Source organism: Sulfitobacter sp. 1A10359 (assembly GCF_043558145.1).
GTDB classification, from domain to species: domain Bacteria; phylum Pseudomonadota; class Alphaproteobacteria; order Rhodobacterales; family Rhodobacteraceae; genus Sulfitobacter; species Sulfitobacter faviae.
In genome coordinates this window covers 458,259-475,010 of record NZ_JBIFGB010000003.1, presented here as the reverse complement: position 1 = coordinate 475,010, position 16,752 = coordinate 458,259, and the positions used below count along the sequence as shown (strand labels likewise).

Below are 16,752 nucleotides of genomic sequence, written 5' to 3'. Positions count from 1 at the left end.
GACGGTAGATAGACAAGGCGGGGCACAAATCAAGACTATTCAGAATTTTCCGAACAGACGGAACAACGCGCGTCGCCGGTAGCCCCGGCGCTCGACCCTACTTCAACCCGTTCCGGGCGATATAGCGAGCCAGATCAAGGACGAGTTGCCCCCGCGCCGCGGCGATGGCGTTTGCGCCACCTTCGGGATTGAACGGCACGCTGAGGTCAAACAGGCCCGACCGCTCCCGCCGGTCATCGCGGACGGCCACGAAATACTGACCGGAGGCGCGGAACTCCCCCGATTCGGTGGCCACCAGTTCGGCAAAGCGCACTTCGAGGCTGGCATCGGGGAAGGCCTCGAACGGCCAAGGCTCAGACGCGATGCGCCGCCCCGTCATCCGCGCAAGGTTCTGGCTAAGCTCCAGCGCCACGGCCCGTTCGGGCGCATCGGCCCAAAGCACATCGGTCGAGCTGACCAGACGGCCATCGGCCAATTGCACCGAAATCTCTTCGGCGGCGGCGTAGGTCGGCAAAGACACGTCGCGCACTTCGACAGAGCTGAAGGCGATGGAGGTCTTCTCTGTCACCGCCGGGGCGCGGACGGGGAAACGTTCAGCCGTGCCGCCACAGGCCGCCAAGGCTGCCAGCAGGCCGAGGGTGATCAAGGGTCTTGCAAATGTCATGCGTTACCGTCCCAGCAATAGAGAATTGGGGTTACGTTCGATGGTCCGCGCCAAAGATGCAAGGGCATCGGCGGCTTTCTGGATGTCGCGCAGGGTGCGCTCGGCGCTGCGGCTGAGCTGTTCACCTTGGTTATAGCCTTCGATGGTGCGGCTGGCTTGGGCAAAAAGCGCGGTCAAACGCTCGACCACCTGCGGCAGGTCTTGGGCCGAGAGGGCGATATTGTCCGCGGCGTTGCGGGCCGAGGCCAAGGTGCGGTTCACATTCTCAACCGCGCCGCCTTCGCGCAGCTCTTCCAATGTGGCGTTCAATTCGTCCAAGGCGCGTTTCAATGCGCCCGGCAGGGCCACCGCATCTTCGGTACCGATCACCGCATCGGCGGATTCGGTGAGGTCGGTGAGTGCGACGACCAGTTCTTCGACCTCAAGCGTTTCGGCCTTGGCCGCCACCGCCTGAATGCGCGCCACCAACTCAGGCACGCCTTCGACCGAGGAGGACACCGCATTGGCCGCATCCGAAGCGCCCTCAAGCGCGTCGGAAAGCCGTTCGGCAATCCGCTCTTCCTCAAGCTGGGCCACCAATTCTTCGATCCGCACCAGCGTGCCGTTCAGGGCGACAGGCACGTTCTTGACCTCTTCGGAAGAGACCAGCCCGGTCAATTCACCCAAAAGGGTGCGCACGTCCTGCGGGGTTTCGCGCAGGTCTTCGTCCGACACGAAAGCCTCTGCCGAATTGAGGAAGGTGATCGCGCTGTTGAGCAATTCTTCGATCGGCAGGCTGTTGATGCGGGTAAAGACCCCTTCGACCGTGGCCGCGGCATCAGAGACATCGCTTTCCGTGGTCGGCATCAGCGCAAGGCCATTCTCCGTCTCGTTCAAGGATGCCTCGGGTGCGTCTTCGACGGCCACGAACTCAACCTTCAAACCACCCGTCAACAGGCTGGCCGAGGCCAGCCGCGCGCGCAGCCCGTCTTCCACACGTTCCTTCAGGAAGGCCAAAGCCGCTTCGGCGGTCACATCATCCTGCATCCCCAGATGCGCCGGTTGGATCGACAAGATGGCGTTCAGCCGGACGCGGCTGTCGCCGAACCGTTCGAAATCCACCAGCCCCGAGAGGGTCTCGACCTCGCCGATCTCCAGCCCGCTCATCTCAACCGGGGCGCCGACAATTAGACCCGAAATATTGTCGTCGAACACGACGCTCAGTTTCAGCGGATCGACTTCGGAGGCGTTAAAGACAGAGTTCCGCGCGGTTTCCTTGTCGGGGTAAATTTCAAACACCGTGCCGTCAGACACCTGCGCCCCGCCCGAGACGAAAGTGTCAAAGGTGATGCCGCCGCCGACGAGGGTCGCCAACGACGAAAAGTCGATCTCGGCCCCCGCGGGGCCAATGTTGACGCTAAAGCCCGATGCATCCCAAAAGCGGGTGGATTCATTGATCAACTGGCGGTGCTCTTCGAAAATCAGTGCCTCGACAATGGCGTAGTTGCCGCGCGGGGCGATCTTGGCATAGCCGACGCGGCCCACTTCGATGCCCTTGTAAAGGATCGGCGCATTGTCGGTCAGATGCCCGTTCGCGGTGGAGCGGAAGGCAATCTCAAGCCCGCCTTGGCCGCCGCGGATCAACGGCTCGGTCGACGATCCCTGAAAGCGCTCTGCCGCGGGGCCGACCTGTTGGTCCCACGACCCTTCGATATAGACACCGCTCAGCACCGTGCTGAGACCGGTGATGCCCTGTGCGGTGACTTCGGGCTGCACGACCCAGAAGACCGCGCCATTGTCGATATAAGGCGCCACGTCCTTGTCGACGCGAATATGCGCCGTCACTCGATCCAAACCCGAGGTGAAGCCGACCTTCTCGACCACCCCGACCGTCACATCGCGAAAGCGCAATTCGGTCTCTCCGGCAGAGATACCCGCGCCCTCTTCAAATTCCACGACGATCACCGGGCCGCGTTCGCTGTAAGAGCGATAGGCCACGAAAAGCGCCACGATCAAGGCGAGGATCGGGATGATCCAGATCACCGAGGCCCCGCTGAGAAACATCTTGCGAGTCGGGGAAATCGGTACGTCGGGAGGCGTCTTAGTCATTGGTTTTCAGGCCCTCGTCCTTGGTCTGAGCGTCCCAGATCATGCGGGTATCGAACGCTTGTGCCGCCAGCATGGTAAAGATCACGGAGAGGGCAAAAAAGATGCTCGCGGTACCGGGATTGATGGCGGCCAGTGTCTTGAGTTGCACCAGAGACGACAAAATCGCAACCACAAAGATATCGATCATCGACCAGCGTCCGATGTACTCAACCACTTCGTAAAGGTAATGCCGCTGGCGCTGCGAGGTGACCGAGCGCCGCTTGACGCTGATGGCAAGAAAGGCCACTGCCATGAATTTGGCCAACGGAATGGCGACAGAGGCGAAGAGGATGATCAGGGCGATCCCCCAGTTGCCATATTGCGCCAGTTCCACCGCGCCGCCGATGATCGTGCTTTCCTCGACCTGAAACAGCGTGCGGGTTTTAAGCATCGGATAGGTATTCGCGGGGATGTAGCACATCAGCCCCACCGTCCAGAATGCCCAGACACGCTGAAGGCTCATCCGATCGCGCGAGACCAGCTTGCTGCCACAACGGCTGCAAAGCTCCGTGCCCATCGGCGCGGGCTTGTTACAGCGGGTGCAGGCCACGATGCCCAACTCCCGTGCGCTCACGATGTCTTGGGATGTTCCAGAGAGTTCCATACGGACCATTTGCATAAGAATCTGTCCTGCGCGATGACGAGGATCACCAACGCGCCGAACATGTAAAACGCGGGGCCAAAGCCCACATCGGCCAGATCGGCCACTTTGACCAGCGCCACGGCACAGCCGATGGCAAAAACCTCGGCCATCGACCAAGGGCGCAGTTCCTCCGACAGGCGAAAGGCGGCGACGGCATGGCGCGCGGGCGGGCGATCCAGCACCACGGGGATCAGCACATAGAGCGTCAGCAGCACCCGCAAGAGCGGGATGAAAAAGATCAGCGCCGCCGTGGCCAGCGACAAGAGGATCATCGGCCCGCCGGAAAAGGCAAGTGCTGCATCCAGCACCGATACCGCGTTGCTGGCCCCCGCCGCGTCGATGGTGAGAAAAGGAAAGACCGCCGCCCCGATAATCAAGACCATGACCGCCACCGCCACGGCGATGATCTGCAACCCGGCGTTTCTGCGGGGCGTGATCAGGGCGGTATGGCACCGCTCACAACTCGCCCGCTCCCCGTGGGCGGGGCGGCGCAGCCGATAGACGGCGTCGCATTGCGGACAGACGATCAATTCGTCCATGGGCAATTCGGCAAGGGGGGTGTCGGGGCGATCCATTCTGAACGCATATATGATGCCGCCCTTTGGCGTATCAACAAATATTCACCGCCCTGTGGCGCATCTGCACCGGCGGATCATCGCCCTCGCGCGAATGTGAGGGGAACAGGCGGCCATGCAGACCGTTGGTCTAGCAGAAATGACAAAGGAGAAAGCAATGACCGATATCACCAATGCAAAGATCCTGATCCTCGCCACCAATGGCTTTGAGCAGTCCGAACTGGAAAAACCCCTGAACGATCTGCGCGACCGCGGCGCCACCGTCCATGTGGCCACTCCCGACGGCAATGAGATCAAGGGTTGGGATGAAGATGACTGGGGCAACACCGTGCCCGCAGACCTCGCCCTTCGGGACGTGAATGTCGACGACTACCAAGGCATCGTGCTGCCCGGTGGCCAGATAAACCCCGACCTGCTGCGCGCCAACGAAGACGCGGTGGCTCTGATCCGCAAGTTCCACGACAGCGGCAAAACCGTCGCCGCCATCTGCCACGCCCCGTGGCTGCTGATCGAGGCGGGCATCATCAAGGGCCGCAAGGCGACCTCCTTCTCCTCCATCGCGACGGATGTGAAGAATGCCGGTGCGCATTACGAAGACAGCGAAGTGGTGGCCGACCAAGGCATCGTGACCAGCCGCTCGCCCGAGGATCTCGACGCTTTCGTCGCCAAGATCGTCGAGGAAATCGAAGAGGGCAAACACGACCGAAAAGCGGCCTGAGCCTTGCCTCTGTGACGAGATTTACCCCCGGTCCTTTGACCGGGGGTTTTTCATGCGCGGTCGCGCGGCAGACCAAGCTCCGCCAGCACAGCATCGGTATCCGCGCCGATGGCCCGTGGGGGGCTGGGCATCTGTGGCGCGGCACCGTCAAACCGCGGCGCTTGGCCTGATTGCAACACGCCATCGACCCTCACCACATTGCCCCGCGCCGCCATCTGCGGATGATCCGGCGCTTCGGAAAAGCTGAGCACCGGGGCCACGCAGGCATCCGAGCCATCGAAATGCGCCGCCCAGTCGTCCCGGGCGCGGGTGGCAAAAATCGCGGTGAAATCGGCGATACGCGCCTCCCATGTCGTCCTGTCGTTCTGGCTCTCGGCAAGCGCCGCAGGCAGGCCCAACTTCTCTAACAAGATCGCGTAGAACTGCGGCTCCAATGCCCCGACCGAGATGAATTTCCCATCCGCACAGGTGTAGCAACGGTAAAACGGCGCGGCCCCGTCGAGCCAATTGGCGGCACGCTTTTCGGTCCACGCGCCTTGGGCCAGCATGCCATGGATCAGCCCCATCATCGCAGGCACCCCATCGACCATCGCGGCGTCGACGACTTGGCCCCTGCCGGTCACCCCGCGTTCGATGACGGCAGCAAGGATGCCGAACAGCAAGAACATCGTTCCGCCGCCGTAATCCGCCACCATGTTCAGGGGCGGCACCGGGGGCGCGTCGGCGTGGCCCATGGCATGAAGTGCCCCTGTTAGAGCCAGATAATTGATGTCATGCCCCGCCGTCTGCGCCCATGGGCCGGTCTGGCCCCAGCCGGTCATGCGGCCATAGATCAGAGCCTCAGGGCAGGCGTCAGGGCCAAGGCCCAAACGTTCCATCACGCCGGGGCGAAACCCTTCGATCAGCACATCGGCAGAAGCGATCAGCGCCTTTGCCGCGGCGATGCCTTCGGCGGTTTTCAGGTTCAACACCACCGACCGCTTGCCGCGCCGGTTGATGTCCGACGGGTCCGCCGGGGCGGCTTTGCGGTCAACCGTAATGACATCCGCACCCAGATCGGCCAGCAGTTGCCCCGCCAGCGGCGCGGGGCCAAGACCGGAAAACTCCACCACCCTAAGCGAGGACAGCGGCCCTTTGCGCGCCGCCCCGCTCATGCTGCCCCCGGCACCAAGACCTGCCGCGCCCCTTCGGTGAAATCCGACAGCGACAGCGCCCATGTCGTGCCGGGCCAGCGCAACTCCATCTCGCGTTTGCGCGGGCGGTAGACAGCGGTGTAAAGCGTGCCAAACCCGGCGTTGAAGGCCGTGGAATAAAGCGGCGGTTTGAGGAAGGCGCCGATGAACTTCTCCTCCGGATCGCGGTGCAGGCGCAGACGTTGTAACAGATAACGCTCCCGTTCGACCGTGGCGGTAAAGCGGGCGTGGCTGATCCACTCAACATTCTCTTGATGATTGGTGGCCACTGCGGCGCGGGTGATCACAGCCGGGCGATCAGGAGCCATCATCGCGGTCAGATAGCGCCGCTTCCGGTCGAGCACGGTGACGTTGTAGCTCATATGTGTGGGCACCCGCGCCAGCACCTCGCCCGCCTCCTGCGCGGTTTCGCAGGTCTGCAAGACATAGCGCAGGATCAGCGGCACGCCGAAGCCTTCGCCCACCACACGTCGCCCGCCAAAGGTCAGCGAGATCGACAGCCCCGCGTCATTCACCCCATCGACCAGCCCCCAGAGCCCGTCGGAAGTGCCCATCACCTGCCGCCCCTGCCAGTTCGTGCGCAGCACCATCGCGTCAAAGGCATTGGGGTTGTAGTCATAGTTGCGCACCATGACCGGCTCTTTCCCCGCCCAGATCGCCTGGGAACAGGCCGAGAGATAAGGCGGTGGGCAGTAAAAACTAAGGAAGCGCGCCGCGTGATCGCCGCCGCCTGCTAGACTGCAAAGCTGGTCATATAGCGGCAGCATCTCGGGCATATGCTGGGCCAGCGCACGGCGGCATTGGGCATAGGTCGGACGCGCGGCCTCCCCCTCCTTCAGCCACCATGCGTGATAATCAGGCCAATAGGCCGCGAAGAGTCCAGCCCATTTCGGGCCGGGCTGGTCTTCGGACAATGCGCGCCAGTACATCGCGGCCTTTCGTCTTGCTACAGGATCTTGAACGCCGGATCAGAAAGCTCTGGACCGGCCGAGGCGGTGGGCAAGGGTTTGCCATCCACGCTGCGTTTGATCCCATGAATCCACTTTTTCGCGCGTTCGTTCAACTGGAAAGACTTGGTCATCGACCGGCCCCGCGTCACGAGGATGCCGATATCCGCGCCCTCGTAGCGGTAATCGCCCGGTTGCAGGATGCGCAGAAAGAAGGCCTCGTTCTCGCTCTCGACCGCGCGGCGGTGATAGTCGAACCGGTCGAAATCGACACTGCCGTCTTCCCGCAGCTTGTAGATCCCGGTCTCGGGCGCTTCGGTGCAGATGTCGACACTGTCTTCGGTGTGTTTGATGACCATCTGGCTCCAGCCGTCGATATTGTCCGGATCGGCCCAGCGGGCGTTCAGCTCATCCACGTCGAGGGTGAACTTCTTGCGGCTGAACTCCAGCAAGTGGAACAAGAACAGCGGCGCGTCGGCATGGGCGAAGGCCGCGTGGTTGGTCATGGAACTCGCGCCGGTGATCCGCGGGTTCAACTCGCCCAGCCACAAGTCGCCGGTCTTCTTGTCGATCAGGAAGTCGAGCTCGAAATAGCCGCGATAGCCCTCTTTCCGCAACTGCTCGCCGAACTTGAAGGTCAGATCGCGGGCCTTCTCCCGCACCTTGGGCGGGAAGGCGGTGGCGAGGATCTCGTTGCCGCACCAGCCACCGCGGTAGGGGGTCAATTCCTTGAAGCCGACCAGTTCGGTCATCAGCGGGCCGACGATGGTGCCCTCCTTGGTGGCGCAAGCCTCGATCGCGGCACCGCGACAGTCGATCCGCTTCATGATCTTGATCTCGCCCTCGCCCACGATCTCGCTCTCGTGGCGGCGGAAATCGGCCTCGGTCTTGATGAAAAAGGTGGTATGCCCGCTGTCGCCATAGGCCGATTGCAGCACGAGGTCATGGCCCAGATCGGCCTTCTCGCAGATCTCGCGGAGGTGGTCGTAGCTTTTCACCTCGCTCAGCGTGTTGGGCACCGAAGGCACGCCGGCCTTGTTGCCGATGCGCACCGTCTCGATCTTGTTGTCCATCGATTGGCGCAGCTTGGCCTTGGGGAACCAGACCTCGGCCCCGAGCTCTTTGCTCAGGCGCTCGGTCTCTTCGTCGAACATCAGGAAGACGAACTTGGGCTTGCCCCCGCGGCGCTTGATGAAGTCGATGACCTCCTTGTGCTGCAGCAGGTAGTTGTTGATGTCCTCGATGCTCTGGAACTCCGCATGGGGCTGTTCCGAGGGGCAGAAGACGTTGGGATGCTTGCCGCCGTAGCAGTCGATGTAGCAGATGTATTTGAAGTTTTTCACCCATTCATCGAGGCCCAAAAGGTTAAAATTGGTGGCCGAGATGAAATAAACCGGATCTTCGTTTCGGTGAAAGAACCGGCGGATTTCGGAGATATTCTTAAGAATTTTTACCATGTCGTAGGTCCTTTTGGTCAAACGGGTGAAGAAGAAAGGTCTTTGCGGCGCACGCGTTTCAGCGCCTCCGCAGTAAAGACGCGCAGGCCCAGATCGGGCCGGTATCCGTGGATCTCGCTCACGTCGAGCGCGCGCATGAAGTCGAGAATTTCCTGACTGACGACCTGTCCGGGTACGAGGATCGGAAAGCCGGGCGGATAGGGGATGATGAAGCTGGCCGAGACCACCGTGTCGCCCGCGTCCATGACCTCTTGCAAGGATCCGTTCAGATCGAGGTAGTCACAGTTCTTCTCATCATAGGCGAGGAAGAAGGGCGTGCGAATGTCGCCTTCGGGCGTGTCTGCGGCGCGGAAGGCTTCGTGGAAGCAACTGAAATCCGGCAGCGGCGGGTAGTTCTCCATCAGATTGGTGACGCGCCGGTCGAATGACAGCCGCTCCATCCGGCTGGCATCGTCCAAAAGATCATCGAGAGATTTGGCAATCTCCACCAGCACTTCGATCAGATAGGCGACCGAAGAGCGCGTGGTGCCGATGTTGGTCATGAACAGCACGGTATTGCGCGAGGTCTTGTTGATCTGGATGCCGTATTTGTCCATCAGGATCTGGGTCTTGAAAGTATCGCCATCCCAGCCCGTGCCGCCGACGGCGAGGGTCACGCGGGTCGCGTCGAGCACGAATTCATCCTGCTCCCAGCAATCCCACATGTCGGTCCAGCCCTGCTCAACGTCATAGTAGCTGGTGACGCCGCTTTCGCGGTGCTGTTCGGGGATCATGTCCCCGGCGGAGAGCACTTTGAAATACTTGCGTAAGAGGGGGTGTTCGCTGATCGCGCGACGCATCGACATCGCCGCTTCGACCTGTCGCTGGACAAACTCGAACCCTTCGAGTTCGACCTGACGCCGCCCCACGTCGAGCGAGGCGATGATCTGATAGTTCGGCGAGGTCGAAGTGTGGGTCATATAGGCTTCGTGAAAACTCTGCTCGACCTCGCCTTTGAAGTCCTGATCGTTGACATGGATCATCGAGCCCTGCCGCAGTGAGGTCAGCGTCTTGTGGGTCGATTGCGTGGCATAGGCCCGCACCCGCGCCTGCGGCGGGGGGATCAGCCGGGTGTTGAGCAGGGTCTCATCATCCGCGTCCTTCAGGGTCTTTTGCTGCGCCTCATAGGCGGCGGCATGGGCCTCTGACTTGAACTTCGCCCGCAAGGTATTGGCCGCGTTCATCGCGGTGCGCTGGCGATATGTAGGACTAAACCGGGCAAAAGCGAACCATGCCTCGTCCCAAAGGAAGATGAGGTCGGGCTTGATCGCCAGACATTCCTCCATCACGCGCTCGACGTTATAGACCAGCCCATCGAAGGTGCAGTTCGTCAGCAGCAGCATCCGCACCCGGTCGAGTTTGCCCGCCGCCTTCAACTCCAAGAGCCGTTCCTTGATCTCGCGCAGCGGCACCGCGCCGTACATTGAGTATTCGTTGAGCGGATAGCTGTCGAGGTAGCTGACCTGCGCGCCCGCGAGCACCATGCCGTAGTGGTGGCTCTTGTGGCAGTCGCGGTCGACCAACACGATGTCGCCGGGCCGCACCAACGCCTGCACCACGATCTTGTTGCAGGTCGACGTGCCATTGGTGGCGAAAAACGTCTGTTTAGAGCCGAAGGCGCGGCTTGCCAGTTCCTGCGCCTCTTTGATCGGCCCATGCGGCTCTAGCAGGCTGTCGAGGCCGCCCGATGTCGCCGAGGTCTCTGCAAGGAAGATATTCGGGCCGTAAAACGCCCCCATGTCCTGAATCCAGTGGCTGCGGGTGATCGACTTGCCGCGGCTGATTGGCATGGCGTGGAAGACGCCGGTGGGCTGTTTGGAGTATTCCACCAGCGCGGTGAAGAAGGGCGACTTGTTGCGCGCCTGCACCCCGCGCAGGATGTTGAGGTGCAGCTCCATGAAGTCTTCCTGATTGTAGAAGACCCGCCGACAAATCCCCAGATCGAGCCCGGCGATATCCTCGACCGAGCGTTCGGTGACCAGATAGGCATCAAGCTCGGGCCGGACCTTGGCGATCATGCGGCAGAGCTCTGGGCCATAGCTCTCGGGCTGAAGTGCGTCGATCTCATCCTGCCCGCCCGCGCGAGCGAGGTAGCGGGTCAGGATCTGTTGATCGACTTTCGATTTCAGCGTGAGCCCGGGGCGGACGACGATGGCTTGGATATTGTGGTTGAACATCACCGCGATCAGCGCGTCTTCAAGGCTGGGCACCACGACGGCTTCGTAGATGAACGGGTCTTCGGTCCGGCGCATGCGGGTGACATTGCTGCGCAGCCAGCGTTCCTGCTGTTCATTCACATTGTCGACGATCAGCACTTCGAAATAGGGTTTCGCCAGCGCCCGCGCCTCGGGCGGCAACATCGCCTCGTCGTCATGCTCGTCTTGATCCAGACTGTCGCGTTCCAACGGGATGGTGCGGCGGCGATAGGCGCCGGTGGTTAGCGCCCGCGTCACCCGGTTCACGGCAAAGGCCAGATCTTCGAAATTGCCGTGGGCGAACTGGCGACGCATGTGGTCAAAAGCGGACATGCCCGGAAAGGCCCAATAGGGCTCGATCAGGGCCAGTGACTCAAACAGCGCCTCGATTTCCTTGCGCCCCTGTGCCGCGCTCTTGCCTTTCGGATCGCGCGACATGGCGGCGGCAGCGGCGCGCAGGGCGCTCCACCGATCCGACCGTAGTTGAATGGCCGAGGAATAGTCGTTCATAGAATGCATCAGTCGTCCTCTGCTGGAGGGCCGACCGATGCGTCAGGTAGCGCTTTGCGCGAACCTAACCCCGGCCTAGCCGCTGGTATTGTCGTTCTGCCCGGGCGTGTCGGGCGTTGTCTGTGGGTCGGGCGTGCCCGCAGCCGGGGCCACGGGCGCCGGTGTCTGGGCCACCTCGGGCGCCGTCCCGGCGGTGGGGCTGGCAAGCGGCTCAGGCGGGAAACCGTTCTTGCCCTTATAGGTCGGGATCTCTGCAGGCACCTGCTGGGCGGGCACATCGACATGCAGCCCCGCGCGGCTGCCCTGTTGCGGGATTTCAAGCGGGCCAAGGGTGTGCAGGAAGGCATCCGCGCCGCTGTCACGGTCATAGACCGGGAAGTCTGTCGGGCGGTCGCGGAAGGATTTGAGCAGTTGGCCCAAGCCCTTCATCCCCGTCTCACGCTGGCGGCGCACCATGTTGAGGTCGATCTCAATCGGGAACATGTCCTCTTGCCCTGCCGATTGGTGCAGCACCATCGAAGTCGGGTCGACCACGCAGGAACGGCCCACGCCACCGGCGCCAAGGCCGTTCACGTCGAAGATATAGCACTGGAACTGCGCCGCCGTGGCGCGCGCGATGGCAAGTTCCGCATCGCGGTCGGTGGTGCCGGTCAGCACCGGGTGCAGCAGCACCTCAACCCCTTGCGAGGTCAACTGCCGCGTCGTTTCGGGGAACCACATGTCATAGCAGATCGACAGGCCAAAGCGGCCCACATCCGGCACATCGAAAATACAGAATTCATTGCCCGCCGCGATCCCGGCCTCATAGGGCCGGAAGGGGAACATCTTGGCATAGCGGCGCACCACTTCGCCTTCGGGGTTGATGACGACCGAGGTGTTATACACACGGCCATCTTCGGGGTGTTTGAGGAACATCGAACCGGGGATTAGCCAGACCCGGTGCCGCCGCGCGGCGGCCTGAAACTGTTCGATCGTCTCATTCTCGGGCGGCAGGGCAAACCGGTCGAGCGGGCCGAAAGGCGCCAGTTCGGAGAACAGCACCATCTGCGTCCAAGGGAAACGCGCCATCAGAATGTCGAGCCGCTGGATCATGCCCTCGACATTGGGCTGCAAGGCATTGACGTACATCTGCACGCCGGCAATCGCGAAAGGGGTCATGCGTGAATACTCCGAACACCGCGGCGCAATGGACCATTTCCTTGCCTATCTCCGCGAAGCACCTGTCTTACGCCCTCACGACCAGAACGGAAACAGGGGAACGACGCACAATGCGGTCGGCGTTGGAACCGACGAGGAATTCGCGCAGGCTGTCGGGGTGCTCGGACCCCATGACCACCAGATCGGCGTTTGATTTCTTTATCGTTTTCAGCGCCTCGCGGTGAATCTTGCCGAATTTCAGGTGCTGCTTCACCTTTACGTCATCAGGCACCTCACGCTCGACCAACTGTTCAAGCGCCTTGGCCGCGCGGCCCGTGGCCTGTTTCTCGTAATCCGCGGGGAAGAACCCTTCGACCAGCGGCGTGCCCATATCCGGCACGACCGAGAGGATATGCAACGTGCCCTTGGAGAGGCGGATCATATCAATCGCCTGCGGCAGCGCCTTTTCCCATGATTTCGGGTCGCTCAGATCAACGGTCAGCAGAATGTTATCGAACATGATGCGCCCTCCTCAGGCTGTCGCGGGCTTACGGGGGGCCTGCGCGGCACGGCCCCGTTGCAAGAAGACCACCAGCGCCAGAAGTAGCAGGGCGGGGATGAACATCCAGTACTTGCTGGGTTGTGGCATCGGTTTCAGCACCCGCAGCACCTCTTGATCCCAATCGAGACCCGCGCCCTGCGCCGGGCTGTCATAGAGGACATCGTCGATGATCATCTTGTCGCCATCCTCGCGGAACATGAGACCCGCGGCCTCCAGCTTCTCGGCCCCAGTCTCACCTTCGCCGATGGGCAGCAGCGCCACGAACTCCAGCGGATCGCCCAGATCGTTCACGCCCGAGATGCGCAACCGCAGCCGTTCGCCCGCAGGGGTTTCTTCGGCGGCCTGAACGATCTCGGTCGGGGCTTCCTCGCTATAGGGGGGATAGATCATGTCCATCCAAAAGCCCGGGCGGAACAGGGTAAAGGCGATGAGCAGCAGCGCGATGGTTTCGTAGAAACGGTTGCGGGTCAGAAAGAAGCCTTGGGTCGCCGCCGCGAAAAGCAGCATGGCCACGGTGGCCACCACAAAGATGAACAGCCCCTGCCCCCATGTGACCCCGATCAGCAGCAATTCCGTGTTGAAGATAAACAGGAACGGCAACGCCGCGGTGCGCAGGGAGTAGAAGAAGGCGACCAGCCCGGTTCGGATCGGATCACCGCCCGAAACGGCGGCGGCAGCAAAACTCGCCAATCCCACCGGCGGGGTCACATCGGCCATGATGCCGAAGTAGAAGACGAAGAGATGCACCGCGATCAGCGGCACGATCAGCCCGTTCTGCTGGCCCAGCGTCACAATCACCGGCGCCAGCAGCGCCGAGACGACGATGTAGTTCGCCGTGGTGGGCAGGCCCATGCCAAGGATCAGCGACAGCACCGCCGTCAGGAACAGGATGGCAAGGATATTGCCGCCCGAGAGCACTTCGACCACATCCGCGAGCGCCGAGCCGACACCGGTTTGGCTGACCGCGCCGACGATGATGCCCGCTGTCGCCGTGGCGATGCCGATGCCGATCATGTTGCGCGCGCCGGTGACCAGACCGTCGATCAGGTCAAGGAACCCGGCTTTGAGATCGTTCAGGAACCGGCTTTCGCCCCGGAACATCGCCATGAGCGGGCGCTGCGTCAGCAGGATGAAGATCATATAGGCAGCCGCCCAAAAGGCCGACAGGCCGGGCGACAGGCGGTCGACCATCAGCGCCCAGACCAGCACCACAACCGGCAGGATGAAATGCAGACCGGACCGCGCAGTCGGCCCCGGCATCGGCAGGGTCGTCACCTCGGCGTTAGGGTCTTCCATTTCAAGCGGTTCTTCCTTGCTCGCCACATAAAGCAGGCCGACATAGACCGCCGTGAGGAAGACAAAGATGATATAGCCCGCCGTTTCGGGGAAGGCCGGGCGGATCCAGCCCATCAGGTAGTAAACCGCAAAGGACAGCGCGCAGATCGCGATGATCGCAAAGGCGATGCCGATAAGCTGCTGCACCAGCGGCTTGGGCGTATAGGCCCGCGGCAGGCCCTGCATCCCGGCCTTCATCGCCTCAAGATGCACGATGTAGACCAGCGCGATGTAAGAGATCACCGCAGGCAGGAAGGCGTGTTTGACCACGTCGAAATAGGGAATGCCGACATATTCGACCATCAGGAAGGCCGCAGCCCCCATGACGGGCGGCATGATCTGGCCGTTAACCGACGAAGCCACCTCGACCGCGCCTGCTTTTTCGGAGTTGAAGCCCACTTTCTTCATCAGCGGGATGGTGAAGGTGCCCGTGGTCACCACGTTGGCGATAGATGACCCCGAGATCAGGCCGGTCATCGCCGAGGCCACGACCGCCGCCTTGGCAGGGCCGCCGCGCATGTGGCCCATGAGGCTGAAGGCGACTTGAATGAAGTAGTTACCCGCCCCCGCACGGTCCAACAGCGAGCCGAAAAGCACGAAGAGGAAGACGAAGGAGGTCGACACGCCAAGCGCGATGCCAAAGACGCCTTCGGTCGTGATCCACTGGTGGTTCACGATCTCCGAAAGGCTGTTGCCCTTATGCGCGATGATGCTGGGCATATAGGGGCCGAGCACGGTGTAGAAGAGAAAAACGCTCGCCACGATCATCAGCGCAGGCCCAAGGGCGCGGCGGGTGGCTTCGAGCAGGATTAACAGGCCGGTCACCCCCGCGATATAATCCGGCAGGATCGGCGCGCCGACGCGGTTGGCGATGTCACGGTAAAAGATAAAGAGATACAGCGCACAAAAGGTGCCGACGATGGCCAAGGCCCATTCCCAGATCGGAATGCGGTTCTTGGGCGAGCCGAGGAGCACCGTGGCGACCACAAAGGCCGCCGGGATCGGGATCCACCAGACCGCGGTGGAATCCTTCGTACTGACCATAAAGAGGGCGGCAAGAACGATGGGAACGATGACGCCAAGCGCCACCTGAAAACTGGTGCGCGTGGCCGGAAACACCATGATGCCAAGGAATACAGCAAAGCCCAAGTGAATGGAGCGGGCCAGCGTATCGTTGAAAAGGCCGATGGGCGAGGCGATGTAGAGTTGGAACAGGGACCAAGCCAAGGCCACCAGCAGCAGCAAGGTGCCCATCAAACCGCTGACAGAACGCCCACCCGTATCAGAAGAAGCGACAAGTTCGTCCAGTTCCGCCTGGCTCAATCCGCCCCGGTCACCGGTCGCGGCGGTTTCAACAGCCGCCGCCTTTTGCTGGTCCTTCTCAGACATATCGTCCCCCTGTCGGCTCCACCTTGGGGCGGATGCGCATATTGTTTTTCGGGTCTCTGACGGCAGCGTACCGCCGCCAGAGCTATCATGTCACGGATAGATTACTCGAGCCAACCTTGCTCTTTGTAATACTTCTCGGCGCCGGGGTGCAGCGGCGCGGAAAGACCGCCCGAGATCATTTCCTCTTGGGTCAGGTTCTCAAAGGCAGGGTGCAGACGCTTGAAACGGTCGAAGTTGTCGAAAACCGCTTTGACCACCTGATAGACGACTTCGTCGTCAACATCGGCGGAGGTCACGAAGGTGGCTTTCACGCCGAAGGTTTTCACGTCTTCGTCGGTGCCCTTATACATGCCGCCCGGCACGGTGGCCTCGGCATAATAGGGGTTGTCGTCGATCAGACCTTGGATCGCATCACCGTCCACGGGGATCAGCTTGGCGTCGACGGTCGACACGGCTTCTTGGATCGAACCGTTGGGGTGACCCACGGTGTAGATGATCGCATCCACCTTGTTGTCGCCCAGAGCGGCGGCTTGCTCAGCCGGTTTCAGCTCGGACGCCAGTGCGAAATCGTCCAGCGTCCAGCCTTTGGCGTCCATCACGACTTCCATGGTGGCGCGCTGACCGGAACCGGGGTTGCCGATGTTGACGCGCTTGCCTTTGAGATCGTCGAAGGACTCGATGCCGCTGTCGGCACGGGCGATGACGTTGAAGGGCTCACCATGCACGGAGAAGACCGCGCGCAGCTTGTCGAACTTGTCACCCTCGAACTGGGAGGAGCCGTTGTAGGCGTGAAACTGCCAGTCGGACTGGGCCACACCCATGTCCATGTCGCCCGCTTTGATCGCGTTGATGTTGGCGATCGACCCACCGGTGGAGGGGGCGGTGCATTTCAGGTTGTGATCCGCGGTGCCGCGGTTCACCAGACGGCAGATCGACTGACCGACGACAAAGTAAACGCCCGTCTGACCACCGGTGCCGATGGTGATGAATTTTTCCTGCGCCATAGCCGCAGTGCCGGCCACCATGGCACCGGTCATCGCGAGCATTTTGAACATTTTCATAAGATGTCTCCCATTGTTATAATTGGCGGACCACCCTTTAGGCGGACACCATTGCATGCACAAGTAGAGCGCCGCAGCCTTCAGGCAATTGACTGGGCTAGGAAATTCTTCACACGCCATTCAGACCGCGAGCAGACATGCCCCTGTGGCGGGAATCCCCGATTTCACGTTAGGTCGGTTTTTCATCGCAATCAATGCGG

13 protein-coding genes are annotated in these 16,752 nt (G+C 61.6%); 1 reads left to right on the top strand and 12 read right to left on the bottom strand.

From position 1 onward, the window contains the following. Positions 1 to 97 precede the first annotated feature (97 nt). From ACGYK2_RS10690 to ACGYK2_RS10675, 4 genes are read right to left on the bottom strand one after another with little or no spacing between them, the layout of a single operon-like run. Positions 98 to 664, bottom strand: a complete 567-nt coding sequence (locus ACGYK2_RS10690) for a membrane integrity-associated transporter subunit PqiC (RefSeq protein WP_271688700.1) — start codon at positions 662 to 664, stop codon at positions 98 to 100. Between the two features lie 3 nt (positions 665 to 667). Continuing rightward, positions 668 to 2,752 carry an MlaD family protein gene (locus ACGYK2_RS10685; RefSeq protein WP_271688699.1) on the bottom strand — a complete coding sequence of 695 codons (2,085 nt, stop codon included), beginning with the start codon at positions 2,750 to 2,752 and terminating at the stop codon, positions 668 to 670. Beyond that, a complete protein-coding gene (locus ACGYK2_RS10680; RefSeq protein WP_271690018.1) occupies positions 2,745 to 3,404 on the bottom strand; it encodes a paraquat-inducible protein A in 660 nt (219 codons plus the stop codon). The genes ACGYK2_RS10685 and ACGYK2_RS10680 overlap by 8 nt, the downstream gene beginning before the upstream one ends. Next, the gene (locus tag ACGYK2_RS10675; protein ID WP_067268191.1) at positions 3,362 to 4,009 is read right to left on the bottom strand and encodes a paraquat-inducible protein A; all 648 of its coding nucleotides are present in this window, start codon (positions 4,007 to 4,009) and stop codon (positions 3,362 to 3,364) included. Before ACGYK2_RS10675 ends, ACGYK2_RS10680 begins: the two co-directional genes overlap by 43 nt. A 157-nt stretch (positions 4,010 to 4,166) precedes the next feature. On the opposite strand from ACGYK2_RS10675, the gene ACGYK2_RS10670 reads away from it, so the two are divergent. Beyond that, positions 4,167 to 4,727 (top strand): type 1 glutamine amidotransferase domain-containing protein, encoded by a 561-nt coding sequence (locus ACGYK2_RS10670; protein WP_067268192.1) that lies wholly within the window; start codon positions 4,167 to 4,169, stop codon positions 4,725 to 4,727. Positions 4,728 to 4,777: 50 nt separating this feature from the next. Here ACGYK2_RS10670 and ACGYK2_RS10665 read toward each other — a convergent pair whose 3' ends face one another. The 8 genes from ACGYK2_RS10665 to ACGYK2_RS10630 form a co-directional block, all read right to left on the bottom strand. Next, the gene (locus tag ACGYK2_RS10665) at positions 4,778 to 5,881 is read right to left on the bottom strand and encodes a CaiB/BaiF CoA-transferase family protein (RefSeq protein WP_271688698.1); all 1,104 of its coding nucleotides are present in this window, start codon (positions 5,879 to 5,881) and stop codon (positions 4,778 to 4,780) included. After that, a complete protein-coding gene (locus ACGYK2_RS10660) occupies positions 5,878 to 6,849 on the bottom strand; it encodes a C45 family autoproteolytic acyltransferase/hydolase (RefSeq protein ID WP_271688697.1) in 972 nt (323 codons plus the stop codon). The genes ACGYK2_RS10665 and ACGYK2_RS10660 overlap by 4 nt, the downstream gene beginning before the upstream one ends. A gap of 17 nt (positions 6,850 to 6,866) precedes the next feature. Continuing rightward, complete coding sequence (locus ACGYK2_RS10655; RefSeq protein ID WP_271688696.1) at positions 6,867 to 8,324, bottom strand: biotin carboxylase; 1,458 nt, start codon at positions 8,322 to 8,324, stop codon at positions 6,867 to 6,869. A gap of 17 nt (positions 8,325 to 8,341) precedes the next feature. Next, a complete protein-coding gene (locus ACGYK2_RS10650) occupies positions 8,342 to 11,077 on the bottom strand; it encodes an aminotransferase class I/II-fold pyridoxal phosphate-dependent enzyme (protein WP_209216967.1) in 2,736 nt (911 codons plus the stop codon). A 66-nt stretch (positions 11,078 to 11,143) separates the two neighbouring features. Then, positions 11,144 to 12,226 (bottom strand): carbon-nitrogen hydrolase family protein, encoded by a 1,083-nt coding sequence (locus ACGYK2_RS10645; protein ID WP_136720276.1) that lies wholly within the window; start codon positions 12,224 to 12,226, stop codon positions 11,144 to 11,146. 67 nt (positions 12,227 to 12,293) lie between these two features. After that, positions 12,294 to 12,725 carry a universal stress protein gene (locus ACGYK2_RS10640; RefSeq protein ID WP_067268202.1) on the bottom strand — a complete coding sequence of 144 codons (432 nt, stop codon included), beginning with the start codon at positions 12,723 to 12,725 and terminating at the stop codon, positions 12,294 to 12,296. Between the two features lie 12 nt (positions 12,726 to 12,737). Then, positions 12,738 to 15,491 carry a TRAP transporter permease gene (locus tag ACGYK2_RS10635; RefSeq protein ID WP_271688695.1) on the bottom strand — a complete coding sequence of 918 codons (2,754 nt, stop codon included), beginning with the start codon at positions 15,489 to 15,491 and terminating at the stop codon, positions 12,738 to 12,740. Between the two features lie 101 nt (positions 15,492 to 15,592). Then, the gene (locus ACGYK2_RS10630; RefSeq protein WP_271688694.1) at positions 15,593 to 16,552 is read right to left on the bottom strand and encodes a TAXI family TRAP transporter solute-binding subunit; all 960 of its coding nucleotides are present in this window, start codon (positions 16,550 to 16,552) and stop codon (positions 15,593 to 15,595) included. Positions 16,553 to 16,752: the final 200 nt, after the last annotated feature.

Excerpts from the sequence above, each read along its gene's own strand:
- ACGYK2_RS10640 (WP_067268202.1), bottom strand. The coding sequence starts at position 12,725 with ATGTTCGATAACATTCTGCTGACCGTTGATCTGAGCGACCCGAAATCA.
- ACGYK2_RS10685 (WP_271688699.1), bottom strand. The coding sequence starts at position 2,752 with ATGACTAAGACGCCTCCCGACGTACCGATTTCCCCGACTCGCAAGATG.
- ACGYK2_RS10680 (WP_271690018.1), bottom strand. The coding sequence starts at position 3,404 with ATGGTCCGTATGGAACTCTCTGGAACATCCCAAGACATCGTGAGCGCA.
- ACGYK2_RS10665 (WP_271688698.1), bottom strand. The coding sequence starts at position 5,881 with ATGAGCGGGGCGGCGCGCAAAGGGCCGCTGTCCTCGCTTAGGGTGGTG.
- ACGYK2_RS10655 (WP_271688696.1), bottom strand. The coding sequence starts at position 8,324 with ATGGTAAAAATTCTTAAGAATATCTCCGAAATCCGCCGGTTCTTTCAC.
- ACGYK2_RS10670 (WP_067268192.1), top strand. The coding sequence starts at position 4,167 with ATGACCGATATCACCAATGCAAAGATCCTGATCCTCGCCACCAATGGC.
- ACGYK2_RS10635 (WP_271688695.1), bottom strand. The coding sequence starts at position 15,491 with ATGTCTGAGAAGGACCAGCAAAAGGCGGCGGCTGTTGAAACCGCCGCG.
- ACGYK2_RS10690 (WP_271688700.1), bottom strand. The coding sequence starts at position 664 with ATGACATTTGCAAGACCCTTGATCACCCTCGGCCTGCTGGCAGCCTTG.
- ACGYK2_RS10660 (WP_271688697.1), bottom strand. The coding sequence starts at position 6,849 with ATGTACTGGCGCGCATTGTCCGAAGACCAGCCCGGCCCGAAATGGGCT.
- ACGYK2_RS10650 (WP_209216967.1), bottom strand. The coding sequence starts at position 11,077 with ATGCATTCTATGAACGACTATTCCTCGGCCATTCAACTACGGTCGGAT.
- ACGYK2_RS10675 (WP_067268191.1), bottom strand. The coding sequence starts at position 4,009 with ATGGATCGCCCCGACACCCCCCTTGCCGAATTGCCCATGGACGAATTG.
- ACGYK2_RS10630 (WP_271688694.1), bottom strand. The coding sequence starts at position 16,552 with ATGAAAATGTTCAAAATGCTCGCGATGACCGGTGCCATGGTGGCCGGC.
- ACGYK2_RS10645 (WP_136720276.1), bottom strand. The coding sequence starts at position 12,226 with ATGACCCCTTTCGCGATTGCCGGCGTGCAGATGTACGTCAATGCCTTG.